Here is a 19,584-nt window from a genome sequence, read left to right as displayed (position 1 = left end):
AACCAAACAATAGCTACTTTCGCAGATGTCCCTTCAAAATAAATTACCATAAACAACTGATAATCAATTATTTTTCTAATTTCAACACGATGAACCGCTTTTTCCGAGTAATATGCAACCGACCATAATTTTTGATCTAAATATTCAATTTGAGATATTTGTGCTTGCTTTAAAAAGAAAATAAAACCAATAAATATAAGAATGACAGCACATAGCCACCAAATAGGTGTTAATAATTGATAAAGCAGGATAGCTAAACCCAAGCCAACAAAAAGCTGAAATATTACCGAGATACGGCTATATTTCAGCTCAAAAATTAATTCTGTTATCAAAACAGTTTAGCCATGTACATACTGTTTTAGTTTATAAATAAATTCACGTAACTCAGTACGTGGAGGCTCAGAAACTTCCATGAACCAATCTAATAAATCTGGATCTTCTTGATCAACCAACTCTGCAAATAATGCTTTTTCTGCTGGATCAGCTTTTAAATAATAGTTTTTTACATACGGGTCAAAATAGACGTCAATTTCTTTTAAGCCGCGGCGTGCTCGATAAATTACTTTACGTTCTTCCAAGGTCATTTCGTCAGACATTTACGTCCCCATCTGCGTTGATAGTGCGCCTAGTTTACCTGATCACATCCTAAAGATCGCTAAAAATATCAAATTGACCAAATTTATCATCTTGTACTCATAATTGAGCATTCATCACATTGTTCGGGAGGAAATGCTTACGTATGTTTAGGGCATAACATCACACCTGAACCAAGGAAGAAATACAAATGCAATCTGGTGCCATCCGTCCTATTCCAAATATGTTACCGAGACGACTATTTAACGAAGAGCATGAAGCTTTCCGCGAGACAGTACGTAAATTCTATGAAAAGGAAGTTGTTCCCAATATTGAAAAATATGAAAAACAGCAACATGTTGATCGAGATCTTTGGAATAAGGCTGGAGAATTAGGTCTTCTTTGCACCACAATGCCAGAGCAATATGGTGGTTCTGGGGTAGATCGCCTATACAGCATGATTCTTATTGAAGAACAAGCGTATGCGATGGACTCAAGTACCGGGTTTTCTTTGCATTCCGATATTGTTGCTAATTACGTTAACAATTTTGGTAATGAAGAGCAAAAACAAAAATGGTTACCGAAAATGGCAACCGGAGAAGTTGTCACTGCTATTGCCATGACAGAACCGGGCACTGGTTCAGATTTACAAGCGGTAAGAACCACAGCGGTTCTTAATGGTGACGAATATGTCATTAATGGTTCTAAAATTTTTATTACAAATGGCTATTTATGCGACATGGCCGTAGTCGTTTGTAAGACTGGTAATAGTGATAAAGGTTCAGCCAACTTATCATTAATTATTGTGGAAGCAGACCGTGCTGGTTTTAGTAAAGGTAAACCTCTCAACAAAATTGGAATGAAAGGCCAAGATACCTGCGAATTATTCTTTGATAACGTTCGTGTTCCTAAAGAGAATCTTTTAGGCATGGAAGGTATGGGCTTTATCATGCTCATGAAAGAATTAGCATGGGAACGAATGTTAGTGGCGATTATATGTCAGGCGGGTGCTGAAGCAGCATTTGCACATACCGTTCAATATACAAAAGATCGTAAGGCATTTGGTAAACCTATTGGCGCATTTCAAAATACGCGCTTCAAACTTGCTGAACTCAGAACAGAGATAGATTTCTGTCGTACTTATTTAGATCGTTGTATGGAATTACAACTTGAAGAAAAATTGAGTGTCGAAGCTGCAGCTGCTGCTAAATATAAAATTTCTGATATGTTCTCGAAAATTGTAGATGAATGTCTTCAGTTACATGGGGGGTATGGCTATATGCTTGAATATCCAATTGCACGTGCATACATTGATCATCGAGCAAATCGAATTTATGCAGGTACAAATGAGATCATGAAAGAGTTAATTTCAAGAACACTTTAATAACTTCATAAGAAAAGGGGCATTACGCCCCTTTTCTTATGTAATACGACTTAAGATACTAATTTTGGTTTACGCTCATTTGCTTCAGCACGCTTATGAAAATGAAGAATACCATCTTCAAACTTTGCATTTTTTAGAGACTTTCTATCTTCTAGATAGTTATTAGTGACCTGCCATGGAGCACGCTTACCTTGTTTAGGTAGTTCATGTGCTGCACGGTTAATATAACCTGAAGACAGTTTACCCATTACGGTATCTTCTTCCATTACCGTCTTATCGCCCGATGGAATCACTTCATCATAACTATTTTTGTCCATATAGTTTAATAAGCGACAAATATATTCGGCAGCGATATCGACTTTGAGTGTCCATGAGGCATTCACATAGCCAATTATCATCGCCATATTTGGTACATCACTGAGCATTATGCCGTTATAAAGCATATGCTCAGATGAATTAATTGGTTTCCCATCAAGAGTCGCTTGAACTCCGCCCATAATCTGAACTTGTAGTCCTGTTGCAGAAACAATGATGTCAGCATCCAGATGTTTGCCAGATTTAAGTAAAACACCTTTTTCGGTAAATTTCTCAATCTGATCAGTTTCTACACTCGCTTTGCCTTCGCGTAAAATCTTAAACAAGTCACCATCTGGCACTACGCATAAACGCTGATCCCAGGGATTGTAGGAAGGCGTAAAGTGCTTCATATCAACCTTACCTTTAAGTTGTACCTCAATTGCTTTTAAAAGCAAACGACGTACCGTTTTAGGATGTTTTTGAGATAACGCATAAATAGCGCGTTGCATACCGATGTTGCGAGCACGGGTAAATTTATAAGCTGCTTCTTCAGACATAAATTTACGCGTTTTTTCATAGATGAAATCGATAGAAGGAACGCTAGCAATATACGTTGGTGAACGTTGCAACATCGTCACATGACCTGCCCCACCTTTAGCCATTGCTGGTACTAAAGTAATCGCTGTTGCACCACTACCAATAATAACCACCTTTTTGCCCGCGTAATCTAAGTTTTCAGGCCAATGCTGAGGGTGAATGAGCTGCCCTTTAAATGCTTCTTGATTTGGGAAAGAAGGTGCATAGCCCTGATCATAGTTGTAGTAACCTGTACACCCTACAACAAAGTTGGCAATCCAAGTCTGCTGTTTTTTATTGCTATCTTCGACTACAACCTGCCATTTTTTTGAGGCTGAATCATAATTAGCAGAAAGTACACGGTGACCAAAATGAATTTTTTCTTTTAATTTATATTCATCAATTACTTCGCCTAAATACCCTTTAATAGAAGCACCATCAGCTAATACATTCGCCTTACACCATGGTTTAAAATTAAAACCAAAGGTAGACATATCTGAGTCTGAGCGAATACCTGGATAACGGAAAAGATCCCATGTTCCACCAAAAGACTCACGACGCTCTAAAATTTCAAATTGGCGTTGTGGAGAGTTTTTTGACAAATGAGCAGCAATTCCTATTCCTGAAATACCTGCGCCAATGATTAAAATATCAACTTGCTTTTCCATTTTATTTTTATACCCATTGTTGAGAATATAAGTTTATTAAAGCACAATTTTGACAATACACAATGTCAAGTTTGACCGTTTATCTACTTTTTTATGTCACTTCAGGACATTTTTATAATTTATTTGGCGACTACAAATAAAAAAGACCGGTATAAAACCGGTCTTTCTTGAATAAAATCAATTATTCAGCTGAAGTGTTAACTTCACGATCTACTAGCTCAACGTAAGCCATCGGTGCTGCATCACCAGCACGGAAGCCCGCTTTAAGAACACGTAGATAACCGCCGTTACGTTCTTTGTAACGAGGGCCGAGTACGGTAAATAATTTACCAACAGTTGCAGCATTACGAGTACGAGCAAATGCTAAACGACGATTTGCTACAGTATCGTTTTTTGCTAGAGTGATTAAAGGCTCAGCAACACGACGTAATTCTTTAGCTTTAGGAACAGTTGTTTTGATCAACTCGTGTTCAAATAAAGAATTAGCCAAGTTTTGGAACATCGCTTTACGATGGCTGCTTGTACGGCCTAATTTCACACCACTATTACGATGACGCATGGTGATAGTCCTACTTAATTAACGGCTACGATAGGCAAAACGGTCGTCCATACGAAGACTAGCTGGTGGCCAGTTTTCAAGACGCATACCGAGTTGTAAACCTTTCGATGCCAAAACATCTTTGATCTCTGTTAACGATTTTTTACCAAGGTTAGGAGTTTTTAACAACTCAACTTCAGTACGTTGAACAAGATCACCAATGTAGTAAATATTTTCTGCTTTCAAACAGTTAGCAGAACGAACAGTAAGCTCTAGATCATCTACTGGGCGAAGCAAGATTGGGTCAACTTCTTCACGAGGCTCTTGAGCAACTGGAGTTTGGTCTTTCTGAAGATCAACAAAAATTGCAATTTGTTGTTGCAAGATTGTTGCCGCTTTACGGATTGCTTCTTCAGGATCAACCGTTCCATTTGTTTCAAGGTCGATTACCAGTTTATCTAAATCGGTACGTTGTTCTACACGCGCATTTTCAACGGTGTAAGAAACACGTTTAATCGGGCTATAAGAAGCATCTAATTGCAAACGACCAACAGGACGTGTTTCACCTTCAGGGAAACGAGAATCAGATGTTTCATAACCACGACCTTGAGCAACTTTCAAGCGCATTTTTAATGAGCCTGAAGCACTTAAAGTACCGATTAAATGTTCTGGATTAACCACTTCAACATTATGAGGTAAACGAAGGTCAGCAGCAGTAATATCGCCAGGACCTTGTTTTTCTAATGTTAAATATGCTTCATTTTGATCGAACAGCTTAATAGACAATCCTTTTAGGTTCAGCAAGAGCTCGACGATGTCCTGCTGCAAGCCTTCTAAAGTACTGTACTCGTGCTCGACACCTTCTATTTCTACTTCAACCACAGCAGCGCCAGGTAAAGAAGACAATAGAATGCGACGTAAAGCATTACCTAGAGTGTGGCCAAAACCACGCTCTAAAGGTTCTAGAATCACTTTTGCCGAGGTCCCGCTTACCGCTTCGACCTTGATCGCTTGCGGAGTTAGAAACTCGTTTGCAGTACGCGTCATTATTGCTACCTCAAGGATTATTTAGAATACAATTCTACAATCAAGCTTTCGTTGATTTCAGCAGGTAAATCAGAACGATCTGGTGCAGCTTTAAACGTACCTTCAAGCTTAGAATGATCAACTTCGATCCAAGCTGGAATACCACGTTGTGCAGCTAACTCAATCGCGTTTTTAATACGCAATTGTTGTTTAGCACCTTCGTGAACCGCAATTACATCACCAGCTTTAACTTGAATAGATGCGATGTTTACACGACGACCATTCAAAGTAATGCTACGGTGACTTACTAACTGACGAGCTTCTGCACGTGTAGAACCAAAACCCATGCGATAAACAACGTTATCAAGACGGCTTTCAAGCAATTTCAACAAGTTCTCACCTGTTGCGCCTTTAACACGAGCTGCTTCTTTATAGTAGTTACTAAATTGACGTTCTAACACACCGTAAATACGACGGACTTTTTGTTTTTCACGTAATTGTAGTGAATACTCAGATTGCTTACCACCGCGTGCCTGACCATGTTGACCAGGTGCTTTGTTAGCTTTTTTAGTTTTGACGTCAAAAGGTTTAACGCCAGATTTAAGTTGCAGGTCTGTCCCTTCGCGGCGAGAGAGTTTGCATTTTGGACCAATATAACGAGCCATGAATGTTTCTCCTTACACGCGACGTTTTTTAGGTGGACGGCAACCGTTGTGAGGAATTGGAGTCACATCGGTAATGCTGTTAATCTTATAACCCACTGCGCCTAATGCACGAACCGCAGACTCACGACCTGGACCAGGACCTTTTACAAGGACATCCAGATTTTTCAAACCGTAATCCAAAGCTGCTTTACCAGCAACTTCAGCAGCTACCTGAGCAGCAAACGGAGTTGATTTACGTGAACCACGGAAGCCTTGTCCACCTGAGGTGGCCCAAGCCAATGCATTACCTTGACGATCAGTAATCGTAACAATGGTGTTATTAAAAGACGCGTGAATGTGTGCAACACCTTCAGAGACGGTACGGGTGACCTTCTTGCGTGTGCGAGTATCTTTAGCCATCTTTTAGCTTCCAGAAATCTTACTTTTTAATCGGTTTGCGCGGACCTTTACGGGTACGTGCGTTAGTTTTGGTGCGTTGACCACGGACAGGCAAGCTGCGACGATGGCGAAGGCCGCGATAGCAACCCAAATCCATTAAACGTTTAATGTTCATGGAAATTTCGCGACGTAAGTCACCTTCGGTAGGAACCTTAGCAACTTCTGCACGAATCGCATCAAGCTGAGCATCGTCCAACTCACGGATCTTAGTAGTTTCAGTAATACCAACTGCAGCTAAGATATTCTTAGCAGTGTGGCGACCGATACCAAAGATATAAGTGAGGGAGATAACAGCATGCTTGTTATCCGGAATGTTTACACCGGCAATACGAGCCATTCACTTTCTCCAAAAAGGCAGTAGAGATAATCAACCGCCCCACAAAAATCTTGAGGGGCGGATATTAACCCAATTCGCCTACTGAAATCAACAGGTCTTGATTAGATTAACCTTGACGCTGCTTATGACGAGGTTCTGCGCTACAAATTACGCGAATAACCCCATTACGACGGATAACTTTACAGCTACCACAAATTTTCTTTACAGAAGCTTGTACTTTCATGATGAAACCTCTAAGTGCGCTTATCCCTTAGGATGAGCAGTCGTTTTTCTCATTAATGTTTGATTGTCATATTGATGAGATGTTAAATGCGCTTGTAGCTGAGCCATAAAGTCCATAACCACGACAACTACGATCAATAATGAGGTACCACCTAAATAGAATGGAATCCCAAAAGAACTTTGTAGAATCATTGGCATTAAACAAATGACCGTAATATAAATCGCACCAATAAACGTCAAACGATTAAGAATATGATCTAAGTAACGAGCAGTTTGCTCACCTGGGCGAATACCAGGCACATAAGCTCCGCTGCGTTTTAGATTTTCTGATACTTCCTTAGGGCTAAATACTAGAGCCGTATAAAAGTAACAGAAAAAGATAATTAACGCACCAAAGAGCACCAAATACAAAGGCTGTCCAGGCGACAATACTAAAGCTAAATCTTGTAAGCTACTTTTAATAAAACCAGCATTTGGATCTGCACTTCCTACCCATTGACCAAGACTCGCTGGGAACAATAGTAAAGAACTTGCAAAAATTGCAGGGATTACACCAGCCATATTAATTTTTAATGGCAAATGCGTCTGCTGTGCTGTAAATATACGACGCCCCTGTTGCTTTTGCGCATAGTTTACTGGAATACGACGTTGTGCTTTTTCAATAAACACAATGGCTGCCAATACACCTAAAGACAAAAGACCAAAGATTACAAGACCAATTAAACTTGTTTGACCATTATCTACAGAAGATACTGATTGCATAATTAAATTAGGCAAACCAGCAACAATCCCTGCAAAAATAATCATTGAGATACCGTTACCAATACCTCTTTCAGTGATTTGCTCACCCAGCCACATTAAGAACATAGTTCCAGCGACAAGTGAAGTAACTGCAGGTATATAAAAGGCAAGGCCAACTGTCAGAGTAATACCCTGACCGATCAAACCTGCGCACATACCAACAGCTTGAACCACTGCAAGTAACAAAGTACCCTGACGCGTATATTGATTAATTTTACGCTTACCTTGCTCACCTTCCTTTTTCAAGGCTTCAAGTGAAGGAATTACTGTTGACATTAACTGCACAATAATTGATGCAGAAATGTAAGGCATAATCCCTAAAGCAAGAATAGACATTCGCTCTAAAGCACCGCCAGAAAACATATTGAATAGCCCAAGAATAGTTCCTTGGTTCGCATGAAATAAATTTTCTAACGCAGCATTATTAATGCCTGGTACTGGAATATGCGCTCCTAGTCGAAAGACCAGCAATGCACCGATTAGAAAACTCATCCGGCGAATAATTTCACGATATTTCACATGAAATGGCTGACCTTTCATCATGTTGACATGACCTGAAGAACTAGGAGACATAGACACTCGAGATTACTCCTCGACTTTACCGCCAGCTGCTTCAATCGCAGCTTTAGCGCCTTTAGTCAATGCAACACCTTGAACAGTGAATGCACGAGTGATTTCACCAGAAAGTACGATACGAGCACGAATTTGGTCACGACGAACAACATTCGCAGCTTTCAAAGTTTCTAGGCTAACGATGTCGCCTTCAACTTTGCTTAACTCAGATAAACGTACTTCAGCAGTTTTTAAAGCGATTTGGCTAGTGAAACCGAATTTAGGTAAACGACGATAAATCGCTGTTTGACCGCCTTCAAAGCCTGGACGAACGCCACCACTTTTACGTGATTTTTGACCTTTGACACCACGGCCACCAGTCTTACCAACGCCAGAACCGATACCACGGCCTAAACGACGGTGTTCACGTTTTGCACCTTCTGCAGGCGCAAGTTCATTTAAACGCAGAGTCATGGCTTATTCCTCTACACTAACCATATAGTAGACTTTGTTGATCATACCGCGGTTAGAAGGCGTATCTTGCACTTCTACAGTATGACCAATACGACGCAGACCTAAACCTTGTAAGCAAAGCTTGTGATTTTTCAAGCGATGTGAAGAAGATTTAGTCTGGGTAACTTTAATCGTTTTCATGATTGATTACCCTTGAATTTCTTCTACTGATTTACCACGTTTCGCAGCGACTTTCTCAGGAGAAGTCATATCACGCAAACCTTTAAAGGTTGCGTTTACTACGTTTGCAGCATTAGTAGAACCATAACATTTAGCAAGTACGTTATGTACACCTGCAGCTTCTAGAACGGCACGCATAGCGCCACCAGCAATTACGCCAGTACCTTCAGAAGCAGGTTGCATATATACACGGCTTGCACCATGACGAGCATTCACAGGGTGTTGTAAAGTAGTACCTGCAAGGTCTACAGTAATCATGTTGCGACGTGCAGCTTCAAGTGCTTTAGAAATAGCAGCTGGAACTTCACGAGCTTTACCACGACCAAAACCAACACGACCATTACCATCACCCACAACAGTTAATGCTGTGAAAGAGAAGATACGACCACCCTTAACAACTTTGGCTACACGATCAACGGCAACCAGCTTTTCAACAAGACCTTCGTTTTGTTCAACTTTAGCCATGATTAGAACTCCAAGCCGTTTTCACGAGCAGCATCAGCCAAGGCTTTGATACGACCATGATATTTAAAACCAGAACGGTCAAATGCAACTTTAGTTACACCAGCTGCTTTCGCACGCTCTGCGATTAAAGCGCCTACTTTAGTAGCTGCATCTACATTACCTGTAGTACCGCTACGTAAAGATGCATCCAAAGTTGAAGCTTGTGCTAAAACTTTGCCACCATCTGCTGAAATAACTTGAGCATAGATGTGACGCGGAGTGCGGTTTACACACAAACGAGTCGCACCCAATGCACGAATGTGCAAGCGTGTGCTTTTCGCACGACGCAAACGGGATTGTTTCTTTTCGTTCATAAGAACCTCGCGCCTTATTTCTTCTTAGCTTCTTTACGAAGAATGACTTCATCCGAATAACGAACACCTTTACCTTTATATGGTTCAGGAGAACGATATGCACGGATTTCTGCCGCTACTTGACCTAACAACTGCTTGTTTGCTGATTTCAAAATGATTTCAGTAGCAGTTGGAGTTTCCGCTGTTACACCTTCAGGTAAAGCGTAGTCAATTGGGTGTGAAAAACCAAGGTTAAGGTTAACAACAGTACCTTTAACCGCAGCTTTATAACCAACACCAACTAGCTGCAACTTACGTTCGAAGCCTTCACTAACCCCTTTTACAAGGTTATTCAATACAGCGCGAGCAGTACCAGCTTGCATCCAAGCATCTTTCGATTCTTTAACTGGAGCAAGTTGAAGTTTACCTTCTTCCTGTTTTAGCTCGACCAGCGCATGCAGGTTGAAAGACAATGTACCTTTGCTGCCTTTCACTTCGACCTGCCGGCCGTTCTGAGTAACTGCTACACCATTAGGTACAGTTACTGGGGCTTTAGCCACACGAGACATGAGGAATCACCTATTAAGAAACAAAAGCAATAACTTCACCACCAACGCCCGCAGCACGTGCAGCGCGATCAGTCATGATGCCTTTGCTTGTAGAAACAATTGCAATACCTAAACCTTGCTTAACGCTTGGAAGTTTATCTTTACCACGGTATTGGCGAAGGCCTGGACGGCTTACGCGTTTAACCATTTCGATAACTGGTTTGCCTTCGAAATATTTTAAAGTAATTGTCAAAGTAGATTTTGTCTCTTCTTGAGCAACTTCTACATTTGAAATATAACCTTCTTGTTGAAGTACGTTTGCAATTGCAACTTTCAACTTAGAAGAAGGCATAGAAACAGTTTGTTTCTTAGCCATTTGTGCGTTACGAACACGTGTTAGCATGTCGGCAACGGTATCTTGCATACTCATTTAGTCGCTCCTTACCAGCTTGCCTTAACAACGCCTGGTACATCACCTTGCATTACTGTGTCACGTAATTTGTTACGGCTTAAACCGAACTTACGGAAGTAACCATGAGGACGACCAGTTAAACCACAACGGTTACGAAGACGTACCGGAGATGCATTACGTGGCAATGCTTGTAACTTTAACATCGCTTCGAAACGCTCTTCTTCACTTGCGTTTACGTTTGCAATTGTAGCTTTTAATTCAGCACGTTTTGCAGCGTATTTAGCAACTGTTTTTTCGCGTTTCAATTCGCGATTAATCATACCTTTCTTAGCCATATCGACCTCTTATTTGAACGGGAAGCCGAATGCACGCATAAGCGCACGGCCTTCGTCATCGGTGCGAGCAGTCGTAGTAATAGTAATATCCATACCACGAATACGATCAATCTTATCGAAATCGATTTCAGGGAAAACGATTTGCTCTTTCAAACCCATTGAGTAGTTACCACGACCATCAAATGATTTCGAAGAGAAACCACGGAAGTCACGGATACGAGGGATTGCGATCGAGATCAAACGGTCCAAGAATTCGTACATTTGGTCGCCACGTAAAGTAACTTTACAACCAATCGGCCAACCATCACGGATTTTGAAACCAGCGATAGATTTACGAGCAAGTGTAATTACTGGTTTTTGACCAGCAATTAATTGCATGTCGACTACAGCGCCATCTAATAATTTCTTATCAGTTGCAGCTGCGCCTACACCCATATTTAGGGTAATTTTTGTGATGCGTGGAATTTCCATCACGTTCTTAATGCTAAGTTCTTCTTGTAACTTCGCTTTAAGTTCTTCGTTGTAACGTGCTTTAAGTCTGGCCATTGCCTTTTCAACCTATTACTTCGCTACCGCCACTGATTCACCATTTGATTTATAAACGCGAGTTTTCACGCCATCAATCACTTGGTAACCAACACGGTCAGCCTTCTGGGTTGTAGCATTTAAAATTGCCACGTTTGAAATATGAAGCGAAGCTTCTTGAGTAACGATACCGCCTTCAGCGCCAGTTACACGATTCGGCTTTTGATGCTTCTTCACTAAGTTAAGGCCTTCAACCTTAACGCGGTCTTCAGAAACAGACAATACAGTACCCTGTTTGCCTTTTTCTTTACCTGCGATCACGATAACTTGATCGCCTTTTTTAATCTTAGCCATGATTGCCTCTTATAGAACTTCAGGAGCCAATGAAATGATTTTCATGAACTGTTCAGTACGAAGTTCACGAGTCACTGGTCCGAAGATACGAGTAGCAATCGGAGCTTTGTTGTTGTTCAGGATAACTGCAGCATTATCATCAAAACGGATCACAGAACCATCTGGACGACGAATGCCGAATTTAGTACGAACTACAACCGCATTCATCACGTCACCTTTTTTAACACGTGCGCGTGGGATTGCTTCTTTTACAGTAACTTTAATAATGTCGCCAACAGAAGCATAACGACGATGTGAACCACCAAGTACTTTAATACATTGTACGCGGCGAGCACCACTGTTGTCTGCTACGTCGAGCATAGTTTCGGTTTGAATCATTGCCCTACTCCAAAACCGAGCATCACCGGTCACAATTTCGAAAGGCTCAAAGAGTACTCGAAATTGACCGATGATGCAACAAGAACGTCGAATTACTCAGCAGCTGCTTCAACTACTTCCACTAAAGTCCAAGCTTTAGTTTTAGAAATTGGGCGGCTTTCTTTAATGGTCACAACATCACCAATTTTAGCAACGTTGTTTTCATCATGAGCGTGTAACTTAGTTGAACGGCGAATTGACTTGCCATACAACGGGTGTTGAACGCGGCGTTCGATAAGAACAACAATAGACTTGTCCATTTTGTCGCTTACTACTTTGCCGGTTAACGTGCGGACTGTTTTTTCACTCATTGTCCGTTCCCCTGTTTTTCGGTAAGGAGTGTCTTAATACGAGCAATTGTCTTACGAGCAACTTGCACTTCATGCGATTTACCCAACTGACCAGTTGCTTTCGCCATACGAAGACGGAATTGATTAAGCTGTTGCTCATCAAGCAAAGCTTTCAACTCTTCTACCGATTTTTCACGTAGATCTTTAGTTTTCATTACATTACCGTCCGAGTCACGATAGTGGTTTTAAACGGAAGTTTAGCAGCAGCTAAAGCAAATGCTTCACGCGCTAATTCTTCGTTCACACCTTCAATTTCGTACAGGATCTTACCTGGTTGGATCTGGCAAACCCAGTACTCCACGCTACCCTTACCTTTACCCATACGCACTTCAAGAGGCTTTTGAGTAATTGGTTTATCCGGGAATACGCGAATAAAGATTTTACCACCACGCTTAATACGGCGGCTAATAGTACGACGTGCAGCTTCAATCTGACGAGCAGTCATACGACCACGTTCAGTTGCTTTAATTGCAATCGAACCAAATGATACTGTACTACCACGATGCGCTAGACCAGTATTACGGCCTTTGTGCACCTTACGGAATTTGGTACGTTTAGGTTGCAACATGGATTATTCTCCCTTGTCAGCAGCACGGTCACCGCGACGACCACGACGCTCTTGACCTTCACCACGACCACGACCACGTTTAGCTGGACGATCTTCAGCAGGAGCAGGGTTCATGACTTGTTTCATGCCACCTAAAATCTCGCCACGGAAAATCCAAACTTTAACACCAATCGTACCGTAAGTTGTTTCTGCACGCATAGTTGCATAGTCAATGTCTGCACGTAACGTATGTAAAGGTACACGACCTTCACGATACCATTCTGTACGAGCAATCTCTGCACCACCTAAACGGCCAGACACTTCAACTTTGATACCTTTAGCACCAGCACGCATAGTGTTTTGAACCGCACGCTTCATAGCACGACGGAACATCACACGCTTTTCTAATTGAGAAGCGATTGCTTCAGCAACTAAACGCGCATCTAAGTCTGGGCGATCAATTTCGTTGATACTTACTTGCGCAGGAACACCCATAATGCTGGTAAGTTCGCGCTGTAATTTCTCAATATCTTCGCCTTTTTTACCGATTACGATACCAGGACGAGCTGTGCTAATTGTTACTTTAGCAGCACCTGATGGACGTTCGATAAGAATATTGCTTACCATCGCATTCTTAAGTTTTTTAGTTAAAAACTCACGAACTTGAAGATCTTTAAGCAAGTATTCAGCGTATTGTTTCGGATTCGCATACCAGTTAGCGTTATGACGTTTCACAACACCTAGGCGGATACCGATTGGATGAACCTTCTGACCCATATCAAACCCCTACCTTAACGGTGATGTGACAAGTACGCTTAGTAATACGATCTGCACGGCCTTTAGCACGTGGCATAATACGCTTAAGGCTCATGCCTTCGTCAACGTAAATCGTAGATACTTTAAGATCGTCAACATCTAAACTGTTATTGTGTTCAGCGTTTGCAATCGCAGATTCCAATGCTTTTTTCACTAAAACAGCAGCTTTTTTATTGCTGAAGTTTAAGATATTTAAAGCATGCGCAACAGATTTGCCGCGAATAAGATCTGCAACCAAACGTGCTTTCTGTGCCGAGATAGCGGCACCGCGTAATTTAGCAGTTACTTCCATCATGACACCTATTAACGTTTAGATTTCTTGTCAACACCGTGACCACGATAGGTACGAGTTGGCGCGAATTCACCGAGTTTATGACCAACCATATGCTCAGTAACAATTACTGGAACGTGGTTACGACCATTATGAACAGAAATTGTTAAACCAACAAAATCTGGAAGGATCATCGAACGACGAGACCAAGTTTTAATCGGCTTGCGAGAGTTACTAGCAACAGCCGCTTCAACCTTAGCGAACAAGTGCGCATCGACGAATGGGCCTTTTTTCAGAGAACGAGGCATTAGTCAGATTCCTTTACTTGACGCGACGGTCGCGAATAATCATCTTAGTCGTACGCTTATTGGTACGTGTCTTGTACCCTTTAGCTTTTTGACCCCATGGGCTTACAGGTTGAATACCTTTGTTACGCCCTTCACCACCACCGTGCGGGTGATCAATTGGGTTCATCGCCATACCACGTACGGTAGGACGAACACCACGCCAGCGCGAAGCACCAGCTTTACCCAATGAACGAAGGTTGTTTTCTTGGTTAGAAACTTCACCAATTACAGCGCGGCATTCAACATGTACTTTACGCATTTCGCCTGAACGAAGACGAATAATTGCGTAAGAACCATCACGACCCAATAACTGAACAGAAGCACCAGCAGAACGCGCTAATTGCGCACCCTTACCAATTTTAAGTTCAACGTTATGAAGTGTAGAACCGATCGGCATATTACGAAGTGGCAAGCAGTTACCTGGACGAATTGGAGCATCGTTACCAGATTGTACTTTATCGCCAGCACGTAAGCCTTTAGGTGCGATGATATAACGACGCTCACCATCAGCATATTTCAATAAAGCAATATGTGCTGTACGGTTTGGATCGTATTCAATACGCTCTACAACAGCTGGAATGCTGTCTTTGTTACGTTTGAAGTCAACAATACGGTAGTGTTGTTTATGACCACCACCAACGTGACGAGTAGTAATGTGACCGTTGTTATTACGACCACCAGTACGTTTTTTAGCTTCAACCAACGGTGCGTAAGGAGCGCCTTTGTGAAGATGGTCATGAACCACTTTCTCTACAAAGCGACGTCCTGGAGACGTTGGCTTACATTTTTGAATCGGCATAATTTTCGTCCTTATTCCGCTGCGCTTTCAGCGGTATCGCCCAAGTCAGCCATTTCAACATCTTGGCCAGCTTTCAGGGTGACGTATGCTTTTTTAACATCAGAACGGCGTCCCAATGTACGACCAAAGCGCTTAGTCTTACCTTTAGTAATAGTTGTGTTAACTTTAACAACTTCTACACCAAAAAGTTTTTCAACTGCTTTTTTGATTTCAAGTTTAGTAGCATTGATGTCTACTTTAAATACTTGAACACCAACAGTATCACCTAATACTTGTGCCTTTTCTGAGAAGACTGGTCCTTTAAGGACTTGATAGATACGTTCGTTGTTCATCCGAGTTCTACCTCAATTTTCTTAGCAGCAGCTACAGACATCACAACTTTATCAAACGCGATCAAGCTTACAGGATCGATTGCAGTTGCATCTACCACATCTACATGCGGAAGGTTGCGTGCTGCAAGATATAAGTTCTCATCTACAGCGTCAGTAACGATTAATGCACGAGCAGCATTTAAGTCGTTAAGCTTTGCAAGCAATTCTTTAGTTTTTGGAGCTGCAACAGCAAACTCTTCAACTAATACAAGACGATCTTGGCGAACAAGTTCAGCTAAGATACATTGCATTGCACCGCGGTACATCTTACGGTTTACTTTTTGAGACCAATCTTGTGGACGAGCAGCAAAAGTTTTACCACCGCCAACCCAGATAGGGCTACGAATAGAACCCGCACGAGCACGACCAGTACCTTTTTGACGGAATGGCTTTTTACCACCGCCAGAAACGTCTGCACGTGATTTCTGAGCACGAGTACCTTGACGACCACCTGCTAAGTAAGCAGTAACAACTTGGTGTACAAGAGCTTCGTTAAATTCACGTCCGAAAGCAACTTCAGACAATTCAACAGCAGAGCCGGAAACAGTTTTCAAATTCACGGTATTTCCCCTCAGGCCTTGATGGTAGGACGTACAATCACGTCGCCGCCAGTTGCACCAGGAATTGCACCTTTAACAACTAAAACAGAACGTTCAGCGTCAATAGATACGATTTCAAGACCTTGTACTGTTACGCGTTCGTCACCTAAGTGACCAGCCATTTTCTTGCCTTTGAACACGCGTCCAGGAGTCTGGTTTTGACCTGTAGAACCTAATACACGGTGAGAAACTGAGTTACCGTGAGTAGCGTCTTGGGTACGGAAGTTCCAACGTTTAACACCACCTTGGAAACCTTTACCTTTTGATTGACCAGTTACGTCAACTACTTGACCAACTGTGAACAAATCAACGCCAATAGTGCCGCCAACTTCACGACCTTCAAGCTCAGCTTCAGTAACACGGAACTCTTTAACCAAACGACCAGCAGCAACACCAGCTTTCGCGAAGTGACCTTTCTGAGCATTAGTTACGCGAGATTCGCGACGTTCACCAGTAGTTACTTGAACAGCTTGATAACCATCAGTTTCAAGTGTTTTGATTTGCGTAATGCGGTTTGGATCGACTTCGATGACTGTAACAGGTACAGAAACACCTGCATCTGTAAAGATGCGAGTCATACCACATTTGCGACCGACTAAACCAATAGCCATGTGCATAAACCTCTAAAAAAGCGGCCTAATTAACTTAGAAGTTAATCAACCGAAAGCCTTAACCCAAAGCGATCTGAACATCAACACCAGCCGCAAGATCTAATTTCATCAATGCATCAACAGTTTTATCTGTAGGTTGAACGATGTCGATCAAACGTTTATAGGTGCGGATTTCGTACTGGTCACGCGCATCTTTGTTAACGTGCGGTGAAGTAAGAACGTTGAAGCGTTCGATGCGAGTAGGCATCGGAATTGGACCACAAACTTGTGCGCCAGTACGCTTAGCGGTTTCTACGATCTCTTGAGCAGATTGATCAATCAGACGATGATCAAAAGACTTCAAACGGATACGAATTCTCTGGTTAGACATACCAGTAAACTCCAAGCCAAACATATAAAGAATCACCCTTGACGCATCTCACCCATTGGTAAGTGTCAAAGGCAGTGAAAATCACTAAGGTCATGATCGATGCCATGACTGTAATGCACATTTACTACTTTCTTCGCAGTAAATGCCCCTCCTTTTGAGGGTCGCCCATTATAACGATTGTTTAAGTCTTATGCAATTCTCTTTTTCTATTTTTTGTTCAAAACGTGCTTTAACCTAGCATTGATAAATCATTTAAGCATTTATGACAAATTCAATCGCTTTATTTAAGAGTTGATTACCTTGTTCAAATTTTTGCGCTTCCGAATATTGTAGTTCACTAGCAGATTGAACATATTCTCCATTAAAAATAGATAGCTCCTCTTCATTTTCAAGCAAGAGTTTTAAAGTCGCAGGTGTCATCTCTGGATGGAATTGAAAGCCCAACACATTTTTCCCAATTTGATACATCTGATTGCGACAAGCTATATTCTCCGCTAAGTGTATGGCACCTTTCGGTATTTCAAATGTTTCACTGTGCCACTGCATCACCTTTATTTTTTCAGGTAATGGGAAACTGTCTTGGGGCAGGTTTGCTACTCTTTGAACTGTCGACCATCCAAGCTCCTGATAGCGGTTTCGACTGACTGCCGCCCCTAATGCATTAGCAATTAACTGCCCACCCAAGCAAAGGCCTATAGCCGGCTTCCCTGCTGCCAAATAACGACGTAACCATCTTTTCTCAATCTTAAGCCATGGATAATTAGCCTCGTCATTTACACTCATGGTACCCCCCATGACCAATAACAAGTCAACTTCATCAATTCGGGGTAAAGCTTCAATTTCAAGTGACCGATCGACAGGAAGTGCAAAAAACTCCGTAGAACTAATAGTCGCATGGTGAGCTTTCAAAAATGAATAACAACTTCCAAAGCCTTCACCAGCGATATGTTGAAAATAATGAACTCTTAAATGCGACTTCATGCGCTTAAACCTATTGTTGTTAGAATGTTGTAGAGGTCTTTGCAAAAATAAAGCCAAGTTTTTGTTTTATGGGTCGACTGTAACGAAACATCTTACAAAACTTTATAAATCTAGCGAATAGTTTAAATTTCTCTTAATCTAACTTTATCATTTAAAACATAACGCACTATGAAAAAGCATAACGATTTCCAGACTCGTCTCATTCATGCCCCAAGAAAGGCTCCACAATTCATTGAAACAGTGCAACCTCCCCTATTTCGCGCATCAACCATTATTTTCAAATCAACTTCGCACCTTTTTGATCGTCATTGGACTGACCCTTATGACTATAGTTATGGGACACATGGCACTCCTACCACCTTCACACTAGGCGACAATATTGCGCAAATTGAGGGTGGTTTGCATTGTTTACTTGCACCGAGTGGTTTATCCGCAATTAATATTGTGAACTCAACGTTTTTGAGCACCAATGATGAAGTATGGGTTCCAGACAATATTTACGGACCAAATCTAGAACATTTAAATTATCTACAAAGTCAGTATGGCATTATAGTTAAAGTATACAACCCCATTGATGCATCAAGCTTTCAGCCAACCGACAGAAGTAAACTACTATGGCTAGAAGCTGCAGGTTCGGTTACTTTAGAATTCCCTGATCTTAAAAATCTAGTCAAAAAAGCTAAAAAACATGGTGTATTGACGGCTCTAGATAACACTTGGGGAGCTGGGCTTGCGTTTAATGCTTTTAATTTTTCTGATGAACATTTATCAGTCGACCTAACCGTTCACGCACTTACCAAATATCCAAGCGGGGGTGGTGACATCTTAATGGGCAGCATTGTAACTCGTGATGAAAAACTGCATCACCGCTTATTCCGTACACACGCCATTTTAGGTATTGCAGTTTCGGGAGACGATGCGGCTCAAGTTCAACGCAGCCTTGCTCATATGTCTTTACGCTATGAACAACAGTCAGCTAATGCACAAATATTACTTAAATGGCTAAAGAACCAACCTCAATTTGCACAAGTTCTACATCCAAGCGATGAGAACGCCCCAGGCCATCAATACTGGCAAGAAATCTGCACCACCGGTCAAAGTGCTGGCTTAGTGAGTGTTATTTTTAAACCTGAATATGACATTACAGCAATACGTCGTTTCTGCGATGCATTAGAGTTATTTAAGCTCGGCTTTAGCTGGGGTGGACCCGTTAGTCTGATTATGCTTTACGATTTAAAAATGATGAGAAAACTTGAGAATACACATTTACAACAAGGATTATTGGTTCGATTCTGTATAGGACTAGAAGATCCGCAAGATTTGATACAAGATATCGAAAATGCACTGAAACAACTGTAAAACGA

Annotated in this window: 33 protein-coding genes and 1 pseudogene; 2 read left to right on the top strand and 32 right to left on the bottom strand. The window is 41.6% G+C overall.

Features of this window, described 5'->3' with window-relative positions:
* On the bottom strand, positions 1–332 hold a 332-nt coding region (locus tag HUN22_RS01570; RefSeq protein WP_174726242.1), incomplete at its 3' end, for a hypothetical protein.
* Positions 333–338: 6 nt separating this feature from the next.
* Positions 339–596, bottom strand: coding sequence for a succinate dehydrogenase assembly factor 2 (locus tag HUN22_RS01565; protein WP_002117064.1), 258 nt, complete (start codon positions 594–596; stop codon positions 339–341).
* A 188-nt stretch (positions 597–784) separates the two neighbouring features.
* Between HUN22_RS01565 and HUN22_RS01560 the strand changes: the two genes are divergently transcribed.
* The gene (locus HUN22_RS01560; protein ID WP_174726241.1) at positions 785–1,957 is read left to right on the top strand and encodes an acyl-CoA dehydrogenase family protein; all 1,173 of its coding nucleotides are present in this window, start codon (positions 785–787) and stop codon (positions 1,955–1,957) included.
* 50 nt (positions 1,958–2,007) lie between these two features.
* On the opposite strand, the gene HUN22_RS01555 is transcribed toward HUN22_RS01560, so the two are convergent.
* From HUN22_RS01555 to HUN22_RS01410, 30 genes and pseudogenes are all read right to left on the bottom strand, one after another.
* Positions 2,008–3,498 (bottom strand): flavin-containing monooxygenase, encoded by a 1,491-nt coding sequence (locus HUN22_RS01555; RefSeq protein ID WP_174726240.1) that lies wholly within the window; start codon positions 3,496–3,498, stop codon positions 2,008–2,010.
* Between the two features lie 181 nt (positions 3,499–3,679).
* Entirely contained in the window at positions 3,680–4,057 is a 378-nt protein-coding gene (gene rplQ, locus HUN22_RS01550; protein ID WP_002049717.1) for a 50S ribosomal protein L17, read from the bottom strand.
* A gap of 18 nt (positions 4,058–4,075) precedes the next feature.
* Positions 4,076–5,083, bottom strand: a complete 1,008-nt coding sequence (locus HUN22_RS01545; protein WP_002116730.1) for a DNA-directed RNA polymerase subunit alpha — start codon at positions 5,081–5,083, stop codon at positions 4,076–4,078.
* A 17-nt stretch (positions 5,084–5,100) separates the two neighbouring features.
* Complete coding sequence (gene rpsD / locus HUN22_RS01540) at positions 5,101–5,727, bottom strand: 30S ribosomal protein S4 (RefSeq protein ID WP_000135204.1); 627 nt, start codon at positions 5,725–5,727, stop codon at positions 5,101–5,103.
* A gap of 12 nt (positions 5,728–5,739) precedes the next feature.
* On the bottom strand, positions 5,740–6,126 hold the full coding sequence (gene rpsK, locus HUN22_RS01535) for a 30S ribosomal protein S11 (RefSeq protein ID WP_001040166.1): 387 nt from the start codon (positions 6,124–6,126) through the stop codon (positions 5,740–5,742).
* 19 nt (positions 6,127–6,145) lie between these two features.
* Positions 6,146–6,502 (bottom strand): 30S ribosomal protein S13, encoded by a 357-nt coding sequence (gene rpsM, locus HUN22_RS01530; protein WP_000090815.1) that lies wholly within the window; start codon positions 6,500–6,502, stop codon positions 6,146–6,148.
* Positions 6,503–6,608: 106 nt separating this feature from the next.
* Positions 6,609–6,725, bottom strand: coding sequence for a 50S ribosomal protein L36 (rpmJ, locus tag HUN22_RS01525; RefSeq protein WP_000867907.1), 117 nt, complete (start codon positions 6,723–6,725; stop codon positions 6,609–6,611).
* 20 nt (positions 6,726–6,745) lie between these two features.
* Positions 6,746–8,065, bottom strand: coding sequence for a preprotein translocase subunit SecY (secY, locus tag HUN22_RS01520; RefSeq protein WP_171068081.1), 1,320 nt, complete (start codon positions 8,063–8,065; stop codon positions 6,746–6,748).
* Positions 8,066–8,110: 45 nt separating this feature from the next.
* On the bottom strand, positions 8,111–8,551 hold the full coding sequence (gene rplO / locus HUN22_RS01515) for a 50S ribosomal protein L15 (protein WP_002116985.1): 441 nt from the start codon (positions 8,549–8,551) through the stop codon (positions 8,111–8,113).
* 3 nt (positions 8,552–8,554) lie between these two features.
* Positions 8,555–8,731: a 50S ribosomal protein L30 gene (gene rpmD, locus HUN22_RS01510; protein ID WP_000849088.1), complete on the bottom strand. Its 177-nt coding sequence runs from the start codon at positions 8,729–8,731 to the stop codon at positions 8,555–8,557.
* A gap of 6 nt (positions 8,732–8,737) precedes the next feature.
* The gene (rpsE, locus tag HUN22_RS01505) at positions 8,738–9,235 is read right to left on the bottom strand and encodes a 30S ribosomal protein S5 (RefSeq protein ID WP_001141025.1); all 498 of its coding nucleotides are present in this window, start codon (positions 9,233–9,235) and stop codon (positions 8,738–8,740) included.
* A 2-nt stretch (positions 9,236–9,237) separates the two neighbouring features.
* Entirely contained in the window at positions 9,238–9,588 is a 351-nt protein-coding gene (gene rplR / locus HUN22_RS01500; RefSeq protein ID WP_002049741.1) for a 50S ribosomal protein L18, read from the bottom strand.
* A gap of 14 nt (positions 9,589–9,602) precedes the next feature.
* Complete coding sequence (gene rplF / locus HUN22_RS01495) at positions 9,603–10,136, bottom strand: 50S ribosomal protein L6 (protein WP_002116801.1); 534 nt, start codon at positions 10,134–10,136, stop codon at positions 9,603–9,605.
* Positions 10,137–10,149: 13 nt separating this feature from the next.
* Complete coding sequence (rpsH, locus tag HUN22_RS01490; protein WP_002049732.1) at positions 10,150–10,545, bottom strand: 30S ribosomal protein S8; 396 nt, start codon at positions 10,543–10,545, stop codon at positions 10,150–10,152.
* Positions 10,546–10,556: 11 nt separating this feature from the next.
* Positions 10,557–10,862: a 30S ribosomal protein S14 gene (rpsN, locus tag HUN22_RS01485; RefSeq protein WP_002049689.1), complete on the bottom strand. Its 306-nt coding sequence runs from the start codon at positions 10,860–10,862 to the stop codon at positions 10,557–10,559.
* Between the two features lie 9 nt (positions 10,863–10,871).
* A complete protein-coding gene (gene rplE / locus HUN22_RS01480) occupies positions 10,872–11,408 on the bottom strand; it encodes a 50S ribosomal protein L5 (protein WP_002116961.1) in 537 nt (178 codons plus the stop codon).
* 15 nt (positions 11,409–11,423) lie between these two features.
* A complete protein-coding gene (gene rplX, locus HUN22_RS01475; protein WP_002116820.1) occupies positions 11,424–11,741 on the bottom strand; it encodes a 50S ribosomal protein L24 in 318 nt (105 codons plus the stop codon).
* Between the two features lie 9 nt (positions 11,742–11,750).
* The gene (gene rplN, locus HUN22_RS01470) at positions 11,751–12,119 is read right to left on the bottom strand and encodes a 50S ribosomal protein L14 (RefSeq protein ID WP_001982634.1); all 369 of its coding nucleotides are present in this window, start codon (positions 12,117–12,119) and stop codon (positions 11,751–11,753) included.
* Positions 12,120–12,211: 92 nt separating this feature from the next.
* Complete coding sequence (gene rpsQ, locus HUN22_RS01465) at positions 12,212–12,469, bottom strand: 30S ribosomal protein S17 (RefSeq protein WP_001291845.1); 258 nt, start codon at positions 12,467–12,469, stop codon at positions 12,212–12,214.
* Positions 12,466–12,663, bottom strand: a complete 198-nt coding sequence (gene rpmC, locus HUN22_RS01460) for a 50S ribosomal protein L29 (RefSeq protein WP_000849928.1) — start codon at positions 12,661–12,663, stop codon at positions 12,466–12,468. Before rpmC ends, rpsQ begins: the two co-directional genes overlap by 4 nt.
* Complete coding sequence (gene rplP / locus HUN22_RS01455) at positions 12,663–13,076, bottom strand: 50S ribosomal protein L16 (protein WP_002049688.1); 414 nt, start codon at positions 13,074–13,076, stop codon at positions 12,663–12,665. The genes rpmC and rplP overlap by 1 nt, the downstream gene beginning before the upstream one ends.
* A pseudogene (gene rpsC, locus HUN22_RS01450) lies at positions 13,016–13,832 on the bottom strand (30S ribosomal protein S3). The gene rplP and the pseudogene rpsC overlap by 61 nt, the downstream one beginning before the upstream one ends.
* 1 nt (position 13,833) lies before the next feature.
* Positions 13,834–14,163 carry a 50S ribosomal protein L22 gene (gene rplV, locus HUN22_RS01445; RefSeq protein WP_001982638.1) on the bottom strand — a complete coding sequence of 110 codons (330 nt, stop codon included), beginning with the start codon at positions 14,161–14,163 and terminating at the stop codon, positions 13,834–13,836.
* An 11-nt stretch (positions 14,164–14,174) separates the two neighbouring features.
* Positions 14,175–14,450, bottom strand: a complete 276-nt coding sequence (rpsS, locus tag HUN22_RS01440) for a 30S ribosomal protein S19 (RefSeq protein ID WP_001138119.1) — start codon at positions 14,448–14,450, stop codon at positions 14,175–14,177.
* Positions 14,451–14,463: 13 nt separating this feature from the next.
* Complete coding sequence (gene rplB, locus HUN22_RS01435) at positions 14,464–15,288, bottom strand: 50S ribosomal protein L2 (RefSeq protein ID WP_002049686.1); 825 nt, start codon at positions 15,286–15,288, stop codon at positions 14,464–14,466.
* Between the two features lie 11 nt (positions 15,289–15,299).
* A complete protein-coding gene (gene rplW / locus HUN22_RS01430) occupies positions 15,300–15,620 on the bottom strand; it encodes a 50S ribosomal protein L23 (RefSeq protein ID WP_002049693.1) in 321 nt (106 codons plus the stop codon).
* Positions 15,617–16,219 (bottom strand): 50S ribosomal protein L4, encoded by a 603-nt coding sequence (gene rplD / locus HUN22_RS01425; protein ID WP_002049755.1) that lies wholly within the window; start codon positions 16,217–16,219, stop codon positions 15,617–15,619. The genes rplW and rplD overlap by 4 nt, the downstream gene beginning before the upstream one ends.
* Positions 16,220–16,230: 11 nt before the next feature.
* Entirely contained in the window at positions 16,231–16,869 is a 639-nt protein-coding gene (gene rplC, locus HUN22_RS01420) for a 50S ribosomal protein L3 (protein WP_002117051.1), read from the bottom strand.
* Positions 16,870–16,927: 58 nt separating this feature from the next.
* Positions 16,928–17,239 (bottom strand): 30S ribosomal protein S10, encoded by a 312-nt coding sequence (rpsJ, locus tag HUN22_RS01415; protein ID WP_000070912.1) that lies wholly within the window; start codon positions 17,237–17,239, stop codon positions 16,928–16,930.
* 252 nt (positions 17,240–17,491) lie between these two features.
* On the bottom strand, positions 17,492–18,220 hold the full coding sequence (locus tag HUN22_RS01410; protein WP_016143562.1) for a type 1 glutamine amidotransferase: 729 nt from the start codon (positions 18,218–18,220) through the stop codon (positions 17,492–17,494).
* Positions 18,221–18,388: 168 nt separating this feature from the next.
* On the opposite strand from HUN22_RS01410, the gene HUN22_RS01405 reads away from it, so the two are divergent.
* On the top strand, positions 18,389–19,579 hold the full coding sequence (locus tag HUN22_RS01405; RefSeq protein ID WP_174726239.1) for a PLP-dependent transferase: 1,191 nt from the start codon (positions 18,389–18,391) through the stop codon (positions 19,577–19,579).
* Positions 19,580–19,584 lie beyond the last annotated feature (5 nt).

Origin of the sequence: Acinetobacter lactucae (assembly GCF_013344765.1) — a bacterium.
In the GTDB taxonomy this organism is placed as follows: Bacteria; Pseudomonadota; Gammaproteobacteria; order Pseudomonadales; family Moraxellaceae; genus Acinetobacter; species Acinetobacter lactucae_A.
Note: the sequence above shows the minus strand (reverse complement) of the source record. Positions and strands in the feature narration are given on the sequence as shown.

Excerpts from the sequence above, each read along its gene's own strand:
- HUN22_RS01565 (WP_002117064.1), bottom strand. The coding sequence starts at position 596 with ATGTCTGACGAAATGACCTTGGAAGAACGTAAAGTAATTTATCGAGCA.
- HUN22_RS01560 (WP_174726241.1), top strand. The coding sequence starts at position 785 with ATGCAATCTGGTGCCATCCGTCCTATTCCAAATATGTTACCGAGACGA.
- HUN22_RS01555 (WP_174726240.1), bottom strand. The coding sequence starts at position 3,498 with ATGGAAAAGCAAGTTGATATTTTAATCATTGGCGCAGGTATTTCAGGA.
- rplQ (WP_002049717.1), bottom strand. The coding sequence starts at position 4,057 with ATGCGTCATCGTAATAGTGGTGTGAAATTAGGCCGTACAAGCAGCCAT.
- HUN22_RS01545 (WP_002116730.1), bottom strand. The coding sequence starts at position 5,083 with ATGACGCGTACTGCAAACGAGTTTCTAACTCCGCAAGCGATCAAGGTC.
- rpsD (WP_000135204.1), bottom strand. The coding sequence starts at position 5,727 with ATGGCTCGTTATATTGGTCCAAAATGCAAACTCTCTCGCCGCGAAGGG.
- rpsK (WP_001040166.1), bottom strand. The coding sequence starts at position 6,126 with ATGGCTAAAGATACTCGCACACGCAAGAAGGTCACCCGTACCGTCTCT.
- rpsM (WP_000090815.1), bottom strand. The coding sequence starts at position 6,502 with ATGGCTCGTATTGCCGGTGTAAACATTCCGGATAACAAGCATGCTGTT.
- rpmJ (WP_000867907.1), bottom strand. The coding sequence starts at position 6,725 with ATGAAAGTACAAGCTTCTGTAAAGAAAATTTGTGGTAGCTGTAAAGTT.
- secY (WP_171068081.1), bottom strand. The coding sequence starts at position 8,065 with ATGAAAGGTCAGCCATTTCATGTGAAATATCGTGAAATTATTCGCCGG.
- rplO (WP_002116985.1), bottom strand. The coding sequence starts at position 8,551 with ATGACTCTGCGTTTAAATGAACTTGCGCCTGCAGAAGGTGCAAAACGT.
- rpmD (WP_000849088.1), bottom strand. The coding sequence starts at position 8,731 with ATGAAAACGATTAAAGTTACCCAGACTAAATCTTCTTCACATCGCTTG.
- rpsE (WP_001141025.1), bottom strand. The coding sequence starts at position 9,235 with ATGGCTAAAGTTGAACAAAACGAAGGTCTTGTTGAAAAGCTGGTTGCC.
- rplR (WP_002049741.1), bottom strand. The coding sequence starts at position 9,588 with ATGAACGAAAAGAAACAATCCCGTTTGCGTCGTGCGAAAAGCACACGC.
- rplF (WP_002116801.1), bottom strand. The coding sequence starts at position 10,136 with ATGTCTCGTGTGGCTAAAGCCCCAGTAACTGTACCTAATGGTGTAGCA.
- rpsH (WP_002049732.1), bottom strand. The coding sequence starts at position 10,545 with ATGAGTATGCAAGATACCGTTGCCGACATGCTAACACGTGTTCGTAAC.
- rpsN (WP_002049689.1), bottom strand. The coding sequence starts at position 10,862 with ATGGCTAAGAAAGGTATGATTAATCGCGAATTGAAACGCGAAAAAACA.
- rplE (WP_002116961.1), bottom strand. The coding sequence starts at position 11,408 with ATGGCCAGACTTAAAGCACGTTACAACGAAGAACTTAAAGCGAAGTTA.
- rplX (WP_002116820.1), bottom strand. The coding sequence starts at position 11,741 with ATGGCTAAGATTAAAAAAGGCGATCAAGTTATCGTGATCGCAGGTAAA.
- rplN (WP_001982634.1), bottom strand. The coding sequence starts at position 12,119 with ATGATTCAAACCGAAACTATGCTCGACGTAGCAGACAACAGTGGTGCT.
- rpsQ (WP_001291845.1), bottom strand. The coding sequence starts at position 12,469 with ATGAGTGAAAAAACAGTCCGCACGTTAACCGGCAAAGTAGTAAGCGAC.
- rpmC (WP_000849928.1), bottom strand. The coding sequence starts at position 12,663 with ATGAAAACTAAAGATCTACGTGAAAAATCGGTAGAAGAGTTGAAAGCT.
- rplP (WP_002049688.1), bottom strand. The coding sequence starts at position 13,076 with ATGTTGCAACCTAAACGTACCAAATTCCGTAAGGTGCACAAAGGCCGT.
- rplV (WP_001982638.1), bottom strand. The coding sequence starts at position 14,163 with ATGGAAGTAACTGCTAAATTACGCGGTGCCGCTATCTCGGCACAGAAA.
- rpsS (WP_001138119.1), bottom strand. The coding sequence starts at position 14,450 with ATGCCTCGTTCTCTGAAAAAAGGCCCATTCGTCGATGCGCACTTGTTC.
- rplB (WP_002049686.1), bottom strand. The coding sequence starts at position 15,288 with ATGCCGATTCAAAAATGTAAGCCAACGTCTCCAGGACGTCGCTTTGTA.
- rplW (WP_002049693.1), bottom strand. The coding sequence starts at position 15,620 with ATGAACAACGAACGTATCTATCAAGTCCTTAAAGGACCAGTCTTCTCA.
- rplC (WP_002117051.1), bottom strand. The coding sequence starts at position 16,869 with ATGGCTATTGGTTTAGTCGGTCGCAAATGTGGTATGACTCGCATCTTT.
- rpsJ (WP_000070912.1), bottom strand. The coding sequence starts at position 17,239 with ATGTCTAACCAGAGAATTCGTATCCGTTTGAAGTCTTTTGATCATCGT.
- HUN22_RS01410 (WP_016143562.1), bottom strand. The coding sequence starts at position 18,220 with ATGAAGTCGCATTTAAGAGTTCATTATTTTCAACATATCGCTGGTGAA.
- HUN22_RS01405 (WP_174726239.1), top strand. The coding sequence starts at position 18,389 with ATGAAAAAGCATAACGATTTCCAGACTCGTCTCATTCATGCCCCAAGA.